This window comes from Actinotignum timonense, assembly GCF_030216305.1.
Classification (GTDB): Bacteria; Actinomycetota; Actinomycetes; order Actinomycetales; family Actinomycetaceae; genus Actinotignum; species Actinotignum timonense_A.
Genome location: NZ_JASOKT010000019.1, coordinates 19916 through 28016, shown reverse-complemented (window position 1 = coordinate 28016; position 8101 = coordinate 19916). Strand labels below are relative to the sequence as shown.

Genomic DNA, 8101 nt, shown 5'->3' with positions numbered 1-8101 from the left:
TAGCTAAGGTTGTTTGCGCTGATGGTACTGCACTCGGTGGGGTGTGGGAGAGTAGGTCACTGCCGCCATGTTTCTTAGTGTGTGGGGTGTTAGTCCTGTTTGGGGCTGGCACCCCACACACGCATTTAAGCTGCGAGGCCCAGCCGACCGGGCGAATTTGCCTTCGCATAATCTAGACGCGGTGAACTACTTTGATTTAAAGTAGTTCAAGGGAGTCACGTAGTTGTGACTTTCGTTGGTTGCACCGCGCAAATGGGAACTATGCGTGGTGACCGATATTGCGGTCAAGCAAGGAGCTTGACCGTAGGAAGGCTACGCCGTGTTGAATATTAGAAAACGCGCAGCAGCTGTCACAGCTACGCTCGCCGTTATGTGCGGGGGGGGGGCTCGCTTCTGCTAGCTTCGCCTCGGAAATAGATCCGAATGGTGTCGACGGAAGCTCCGATTATTCTGCGCCCGTCGGGGAGCATCTCGCTGCAACGTGGGATGCTCTTTCTGAAACTCTCACCGTCTCAGGTTACGGTGAACTCAACCGCGAACAATGGCTCACCGTTAAAAAGCCACATTGCGAAAATAACACTGCACCGGCGAAACGGATTATTTTTAGTCCGGACGCCGATAAGACAATCTCATTCCCGCAGGACTCCAGCATTCTGTTTAGTCAGTGCGGCGCTGCTGATATCCAATTGCCAGAGAACGGCATCGATACCAGCAAGGCTACAACGATGATGGCAATGTTCAACGGTGCGGCACAGGCGAATCCCAACGTAGCCAACTGGGACACTCGCAACGTTACCGATATGAACAGCATGTTCCTCCATGCAACGAGTGCCGATCCGGATGTCTCTAGGTGGAACACCGGAAAAGTCACGGATATGCACTCGATGTTCCGAGAAGCCACCTCCGCGAATCCAGTCGTAACCACATGGGACACCTCAAATGTGACGAATATGAGTGATATGTTCTTCCAGGCGACGCATGCTAACCCTGATGTGACGGCGTGGAAGACCGGGAACGTCACCACAATGGCAAATATGTTTTGGGGTGCAGAATCGGCTAGTCCAAACGTTGCGAATTGGGATACCAGCAAGGTGACGGACATGAACTCCATGTTTGCTCATGCCAAACAAGCGAACCCTGATGTTTCAAACTGGGACACCGGAAACGTCACCACGATGGCCAGTATGTTCAAGAGCGCGAAGTCGGCCAACCCGAATGCGGCGAGCTGGGATACCAGCAAGGTCACTGATATGAGTTCGATGTTCGCGAGTGCTTCTATGGCTAACCCCGATACGTCGAAGTGGAAGACCGGCAACGTCACCACAATGGCAAGTATGTTCGAGGAGGCAAGCTCAGCTAATCCAAACGTTGCCGATTGGGATACCAGCAACGTCACAAATATGCGCTCCATGTTTGCTAATGCCACAAAGGCGAATCCCGATGTCTCGAAATGGGATACCGGAAATGTTACAGACATGAGCCGGATGTTCACGTGGGCTTTTGCGGCCCGCCCCAACGTCACTAACTGGAATACCAGCAACGTCACAAATATGAATAGCATGTTTGCCGTTGCGGTATACGCGAATCCGGATGTCTCGAAATGGGATATGGGTAAAGTAACCGATATTAACCAGATGTTTGAGATGGATAACTTCGCGCAGTTCCTCGATATTGCAAACTGGGGTACCCTCCCTGCCTCGCTTGATTCAGTTTTTGCGACGAGCTCACCCGCGGTCATTAGACTCACCGGTAGCCAAGTGAAAGCACTTGCGCAGGGGACAAATAACTTTAAGTTCCAGAAAGACGTTCCCTTTAATATCGTGGAAGAGAGCGAATCTGCTGACGTCCCGCTTCCGCTGAGATCAGAAGCGGTCATGGGACAGAACGCTAACGATCTCTTCAGTATCGCCGATACACTTCGCGATGATGCGGTGTACTACGTGCGCCCGAACATGATGGTGGGAGTCACGGTTGCCCCATTGAGCGTCGTGGAGGGGAGCCCGGCGCCTAGCCTGGAGCTCACGACCAATCCCGAAGGATTCTCGACGTGTCTGGAAGGCCAACCTGCTCTGACGTACACCACGGAAACTAAACCCGGTGAATATCCGATCACCCAAGGAAGCGTGAAAGTAAAAGCCGAATGTGCGGCGGGATACGGAATCACATTTGAGGATTCTTCCTTAACCGTAACAGCCCGCGAAGTCACGCCACCGGCACCGAAGCCGACTCCATCCGTTCCAAACACCGGCAATATGTTCTACGTTTCGAATAACTGGACTTCCACGGTTGCTGAGCATATGTTCTCCTACGGCCGCGCCGGTGACCAGGTGCTCGTCGGGGACTGGGATGGTGACGGTGTGGATACCTTTGCGGTGCGCCGCGGAAACATTCTGTACGTGAAGAACTCCGTGCAGGGCGGCCAAGCCGATCACGTCTTCTCCTACGGCCGCGCGAGCGATGAGATCGTCGTCGGTGATTTCGACGGAGACGGTAAGGATACGTTCGCCGTGCGCCGCGGGAATGCCTACCATGTCCTCAACTCGCTGCACAGCGGGGCTGCTGATCAAGTCATCTACTACGGGCGGGCCAATGACGCCGTCTACACCGGTGACTTCGATGGTGACGGCGTGGATACCTTCGCGGTGCGCCGCGGCAATATGTACTACGTCAAGAACAGCATTGCCTCGGGTGTGGCCGATAGCGTCTTCTCCTACGGGCGGGACGGTGACACTACCCTCCTGGGTGATTTCGATGGCGACGGCGTAGATACTTTCGCGGTGCGCCGCGGGAATACCATCTACGTGAAGAATTCCCTGACGCCCGGTGATGCCGATCGGGTCCTGGCCTACGGGCGGGTCTCTGACACCCTTTACATCGGTGACTGGGATGGAGATGGTATCGATACCCCGGCGGTACGCCGCTAAAACTCCGTGACGTTCCGGCTACGTCGTCTTCTAGCCGGGCAAGGGCCCCGCTCCGTTTCGTGAGCGGGGCCCGCTTATGTGCGGCTAGCCGGATCGGCACACATAGCGACAGTTGGGCGGATGCGTCGCCAGGGCTCAACCTTGTCGTAAGGGTGTGGTACCGTCCGATACATGATCGGCGCGCCGCCTTCGGATAGCGACATGCACGCGGATTGCTCGCGGGGGCTAGCTGCGCCGTCGTACCTTAGGTACACGCGAAATGGAGGTAAGAATGAAACGTTGGGGAGCGCTGTGCGCGGTGCTCGCACTCGCCCTGGGCGCCTGCGGAACCACCGGGAAAACCGAAGGGAATTCCCCGAAGGAAGGAGCCGCATCCGCACCGGCAGCTGAAGCGCAAGCATCCGCGCCCGCCACCACCGCGGTAGCCGTGCCCGATCCGCGCAGCCTCACCGGAATGGTGAGCGTCGATCCGCTCCCCGAACCGCATCCGGCGCAGCCTGCCGCCGTCAATCTCCCCGTCACCATCACGGACGCCAGTGGCGCGAAAGTGACCGTGACCGATGCGTCGCGCGTGGTGACCCTCGATATGTCCGCCGCGATTTCGCAAACGCTCCTCGCCCTCGGGCTGGGCACCACCATCGCGGGCCGCACCGTATCCGATACCGAGCCGAGCCTCGCGGACGTGCCGGTGGTCACCGAAAGTGGGCACAGCGTGAACGCCGAGGCAGTACTGCGTCTCGCCCCGACCCTCATCCTCACCGACGGTACGATCCGCGGGGCCGAAGGCGCCCTCGCGCAACTCGAAGCGTCCGGTATTCCGGTGGTGCGGCTTACGCGCGCAACAAAGTTCGACGACGCGCCCGCCCGCGCGGCGGAAGTCGCCCGTGCTGTGGGAGCCGGGCAGGCGGGTGAAGAACTGGCCGCCCAGATTTCCCAATCCATCGCGCAGGCGCGGATCGATGTCGCCCAGCTGGCCCCGGCCGACCCGCTGCGCATGGTCTTCCTCAATATTCGCCCCCAGGCCGGGCTGTTTATGCTGCTCGGGAGCGAATCGGGTGCCAGCGGCGTGATCGATGCGGTGGGCGGGCGCGATATGGCCGGGGAAGCGGGAGTCACCAAGGCCCGGCCGGCCAGCCAGGAAGCCCTGCTCGTGGCCAATCCCGAAGTTATTATCGTGATGACCAATGGGCTGGGCGCACTCGGCGGGATCGAGGCGCTCGAAGGGCAACCCGGGATCTCGCAAACCGACGCCGGGAAGAAGCAGCGCGTGCTCGCCATCCCCGATAATCTTTCCCTCGGATTCGGTCCGCAAAGTGGCGATCTTATTCGGGCGATGGGCCAGGCGCTTTACACTGCCCAGTAGCGGTACAACGGCGGCAGCGGTGGGAACGCCTCGCCGGCAAGTAGTGGGAACACATCGCCGGCAGCAGTAGGAACACGCCACGCGGCGTGGGAAACGCGGGTGGTAGTACGCCCGCGGTAGCGCACCGCGAAGGGAAACACGAAAGGACAGTGAGAGGATGACCGTGGCCCAGCGCCCCAGCTCGCGCGAGGGACATCCGCATTCTTCGCCGGCCGGGCACGCCACGCGGCCAGCGCAAGGCCCGAGCTCACGCGGGGCGGATCCAATTTCCACCCCCGGGCGCCGCGCCGCACTCATCGCGGCCTGCCTGCGCCTGGCCACCATCGCGGCGATTATTGCCGGGTACGTGACGGTGGCCCACACCAGTGCGGTACCGTTGAGCAGCACCCACCTCTGGCTCGCGGCCGGCTTCTTCGCCTTGGCCGCCGCCTGCGCGGTAGCCGAACGAGTGGGCAGCACCGGGGCAGCCCGCGCGGAGGAACGCCGGCTGCGCGGCAGGCTCCTCGAACGCACCTTCACGCTCGCCCGCACCGGCACCCCCACGCTCTATACCGCCGGGCGCCTCCTCCCGCTCCTCACCGATAGCGTCGAACGCATCACCAACTACCGGCAGGGCTACGTGGGCACCACCATCGGCGCGCTGCTCGCCCCGTTCCTCACCCTCGCCTTTATCGGCATCGCCATCGACCCGGTAATCGGCTTCGGCGTGATGGCAGCCCTCCCGCTTATCCCCGCCGGCATCGGCCTCTTCTTCCGTTTCTTCCGCCGCGCGTCTACCGAATCGCGCCGCGCGCGCGACACCCTCGTGGATAGCTATCTCGACGCCATCCGCAATATGACCACCATCCGCCTCTTTAACGCCGGGGAACGCACCGAAGCGGACCTGGCCCGCCGCGGCGAAGCGAACCGCCGCGCCATTATGCGGATGCTGGCCGGCAACCAAATCGTCATTATTGTGATGGACGGCCTGGTCGGGCTCCTCCTCATCTGCCTGACCGCCGGGCTCACCACCGCCCGCGCCGCGCACCTAGCCCCGTGGGAAGCCCTCGCCGTGGCCCTCCTCGCGGTGGTACTCCTTGAACCGCTCTCGCAAGTAGCGGGCTTCTTCTACATCGGGATGGGCGGGCGCGCCGCCCAAAAAGCCATCACCCGGTACCTCGCCATCGCTCCGCGTATAGTGCACGACGGCGCAGCTGCGGCTCCCAGCACCGTTGCGGATTCAGGTGCGGCTGAGAGTGACGGCGCCACCCCGCCCGCCAGTGCCGCCCCGCTGATCACCGTGACTAACGCGGCGGTGAATTACGGGCGTGAAGAAGTGCTGACCTCGGTGAATCTACGCGTGGCGCGCGGGGAACGCCTCGCGATTGTGGGAGTGAGCGGAGCCGGGAAATCCACCCTGCTCGCGCTGCTGCGCGGAGCCCTGCGCCCGCAAGCCGGGAGTGTGCAGATTGGCGAGGTCCACGTGGATGCTGAGAGTGGTGACCTGGCGCAGTTGCGCGCGCGCAGCGCCGTCGTCGCCCAAACAACGTGGATGTTTACCGGAACTATTGCAGATAACCTGCGCCTGGCGCGCCCGGATGCCACTGAGGAACAGATGTGGGAGGCACTGCGGCGGGCGCAGGTCGCCGAGGACGTGGCGCGGATGCCGGAGGGGCTCGGTACCTATCTCGGGGAGGATTCCGCTTTGATTTCCGGCGGGCAGGCGCAGCGTATCTCCCTGGCGCGGGCGTTTTTGGCCGGGCGCACCCTGCTGCTGCTCGACGAGCCCACCGCACAGGTAGACCTCGAATCCGAAGACCGGATATGCGCGGCGCTGGCGGGGCTGGGGCTCGAGTACACGCTCGTCATGGTCACGCACCGTCCCGCCTTGGCGGCGCTGGCGGACCGGGTGGTGCGGGTCCGCGACGGAATTCTCGAGGAGGTCAGTGATGTCCACGCCGAGTAATAAAGCCGCGTTGCGCGGGAATGGTGCGCGCGAGAATAACGGCGCCGTGCGGCGCAGGAATGGTGCGCGCAAGAGCAATGGCGCCGCGCCGGGGTTGCGCACCGTGCTGCGCTGGCTGCTCTCCCTCACCCGCCCCGTCCACGGCCCGCTCGCCCTCTCCACCCTGTGCCGGGCCGCCGGCCAGGTGGCCGATATTGGGCTGTTCGCGGTGGCGACCTACGGGATGGTGGCGGCCGTGAGCAGCGGCGGGGGAGCGGGCTTCCTCTGGTTCGTGGCTCTCCTCGCGCTCCTCAAAGCCGCCCTGCGCTACCTCGAACAATTCACCGGGCACTACGTGGCCTTCCGGGCCCTCGAACTGCTGCGCACTCGCGTTTTTGCCAGCTTGTGGCCCAAGGCCCCCGGGATTATGGCGCGCTCGCGTTCGGGGGATATCGTTGCCTCCCTCACCCGCGATATTGACCGCATCGAGGTGGTCTACGCCCATACTGTGGCGCCGGTGGTCTGCGCCTACGTGCTTACCCCCGCGGCGCTGCTGGTGGGCGGCGCGCTGCTCGGGTGGAGCGCGATGGCGCTGCCGGTGGTAGCCGCGGCGCTCGCGCTCGCCGTGATTCCGTACGCGGGTACCCGGCGCGCGATTGATGCGACGACGGCGCAACTCGCCGCCCGCGCCGATCTGGCCGCGCATGTGACCGATTCGCTCTACGGCCTCGAAGACGTGCTCGTCTTCGGCCGCACCGCCGACCGGATGGACGAAACAGCGGCCCTGGGTGCGAAAGTCGCCACCGGTGGATCTTTCCCGGCCTGGGTGGCCGGGCTGCGCCGCGGGGCGAATATTCTTGCCGCCGGCATGAGCGCGGCGTGGATTATCGCGGTGGGAGTGAGTGATCCGAGTATTTCACTGCCGCTTGCGGCGGCCGGCGCGGTGGCGGCGCTGCGGGTATGGGAAGGCCCCCAAGCTCTCGAAGATGCGGCGTCATCCCTCGATGCCTCGCTCGCGGCCGCGCGGCGTATCTATGCCCTCGCGCACGCGCCCCAGCCGTGCCCGGACGGCCCCGGGATCCTCATGCCCGAACGCGGCCTCTCCGTGGAATTCGACGACGTCCACTACGCCTATCCGGAACGCGAGCGCGAAGTGCTGCGCGGAGTGAGCTTGCGTATTCCCGCCGGTTCCCACACGGTGCTGGCCGGGCGTTCCGGCTCGGGCAAATCCACCCTGGTGCATCTGGTGGAACGCTACGATGACCCGACATCCGGGACGGTGCGGATCGGCGGAATTCCCACCACGGACCTCAAGGTCGCTTCGCTACATGCCTGCGTGGTGGGGGTGTCCCAAAAGAGTCAGATCGTGGCCGGGACCATCGCCGATAATCTGCGGCTCGGGGTACCGAAGGCCACCGAAACTGAGCTGTGGCGCGCCCTCGGCGTGGCCGGGCTGGATAGCGATGTGCGGGCCATGCCGGAAGGCTTGAATACCCGGGTGGGAGGCGGTACCTCGCACGGGCGGCCCACCGGATATGCGCTTTCGGGCGGGCAGGTGCAGCGCCTGTGCCTGGCCCGCGCGGTGCTCATGCACCCGGCCGTCCTCATCCTCGATGAATTCGCCGCCGCCCTCAATAGCGAACTTGAAGCGCGCATCCGCGCCAATCTGCGCGCCGCCCTGCCCGAGGCCACCATTATTGAAGTGAGCCACCGCCTCGATGCGGTGCGCGAAGCCGATACCGTGGCGGTGCTCTCCGGTGGGCGCCTGGTGCTTGCCGGCCCGCCCGCCGAGATCACCGAAGCGCGGGTGCGGGAAGCTGTGCGGGACAACGGTACCGCCGTGCGGGAGAACGGCGCCGCGCCGCGCCATTAGCGCTCCGTACAACATTA

4 protein-coding genes are annotated in these 8101 nt (G+C 63.4%); all 4 read left to right on the top strand.

From position 1 onward, the window contains the following. Positions 1-326 precede the first annotated feature (326 nt). The 4 genes from QP305_RS08135 (at position 327) to QP305_RS08120 (ending at position 8084) form a co-directional block, all read left to right on the top strand. Positions 327-2924 carry a BspA family leucine-rich repeat surface protein gene (locus QP305_RS08135; RefSeq protein ID WP_350309604.1) on the top strand — a complete coding sequence of 866 codons (2598 nt, stop codon included), beginning with the start codon at positions 327-329 and terminating at the stop codon, positions 2922-2924. Positions 2925-3195: 271 nt separating this feature from the next. Further along, positions 3196-4287: a heme/hemin ABC transporter substrate-binding protein gene (locus tag QP305_RS08130; RefSeq protein ID WP_284904857.1), complete on the top strand. Its 1092-nt coding sequence runs from the start codon at positions 3196-3198 to the stop codon at positions 4285-4287. Between the two features lie 163 nt (positions 4288-4450). Then, positions 4451-6232 (top strand): ATP-binding cassette domain-containing protein, encoded by a 1782-nt coding sequence (locus tag QP305_RS08125; protein WP_284904856.1) that lies wholly within the window; start codon positions 4451-4453, stop codon positions 6230-6232. Next, on the top strand, positions 6216-8084 hold the full coding sequence (locus QP305_RS08120; protein ID WP_284904855.1) for an amino acid ABC transporter ATP-binding/permease protein: 1869 nt from the start codon (positions 6216-6218) through the stop codon (positions 8082-8084). Before QP305_RS08125 ends, QP305_RS08120 begins: the two co-directional genes overlap by 17 nt. Positions 8085-8101 lie beyond the last annotated feature (17 nt).

Excerpts from the sequence above, each read along its gene's own strand:
- QP305_RS08130 (WP_284904857.1), top strand. The coding sequence starts at position 3,196 with ATGAAACGTTGGGGAGCGCTGTGCGCGGTGCTCGCACTCGCCCTGGGC.
- QP305_RS08120 (WP_284904855.1), top strand. The coding sequence starts at position 6,216 with ATGTCCACGCCGAGTAATAAAGCCGCGTTGCGCGGGAATGGTGCGCGC.